We start from the raw sequence: 725 nt of genomic DNA on the forward strand, positions 1-725 counted from the left end.
GCCGCCTGGAGCCGGGCCTGAGCGCCGCCGCGCCAGACGTGGCAGATCGCCAGCGCGAGCGCGTCGGCGGCGTCGGCCGGCTTGGGCGGCGCGTCCAGCCGGAGCAGTCTGGTCACCATAGTGGTGACCTGGAGCTTGTCGGCGCGACCGTTTCCGGTCACCGCCGCCTTGGCCTCGCTCGGGGTGTGCAGGGCGACCGGCAGCCCGTGGCGGGCGCCGCAGACGATGGCGATCGCCCCGGCCTGCGCGGTGCCCATCACGGTGGAGACGTTGTGCTGGCTGAACACCCGTTCGACGGCGACCGCGTCGGGGCGGGCCTGCTCGATCAGCTCCTCGAGGCCACGCTCGAGCGCGACGAGGCGCGTGCCGATCTCATCGTCCGGGCTCGTACGGATGACGCCGACGCTGACCAGCCGCAGCGCCCTGCCGGGTGCGCCGTCGACGACGCCGACGCCGCACCTCGTCAGACCGGGATCGACGCCCAGCACCCGCACGTGGACTCCTCTCGGCACCGAACATGTGTTCGCAGTGAGGCTACTCGGCCGGTGCGCTCCGCCGCCCGGCTCGCACGCGGCGTGTCGCGCTCAGAAATAGTTGAGCATGAACGGCGTGCCGGCGAACGCCGCGTCGAGGAGCGGGTCGGCCCCGGCGCCGCCGGTGACGATGCCCGCGCCGCGCAGCGTCGCCATCGGCACGCCCGCGTAGAGCGCGGCGAGGCCGCGTGC

The 725-nt window shown here is 74.3% G+C and carries 1 protein-coding gene; it reads right to left on the bottom strand.

Going from position 1 to position 725, the window contains the following annotated elements; genetic code table 11:
• Window positions 1-494: crossover junction endodeoxyribonuclease RuvC (gene ruvC, locus ACFFNX_RS51780; protein WP_378213867.1), on the bottom strand; the 494-nt coding region annotated here is incomplete at its 3' end.
• Window positions 495-725 lie beyond the last annotated feature (231 nt).

Source organism: Actinoallomurus acaciae (genome assembly GCF_042429965.1).
GTDB lineage: Bacteria > Actinomycetota > Actinomycetes > Streptosporangiales > Streptosporangiaceae > Actinoallomurus > Actinoallomurus acaciae.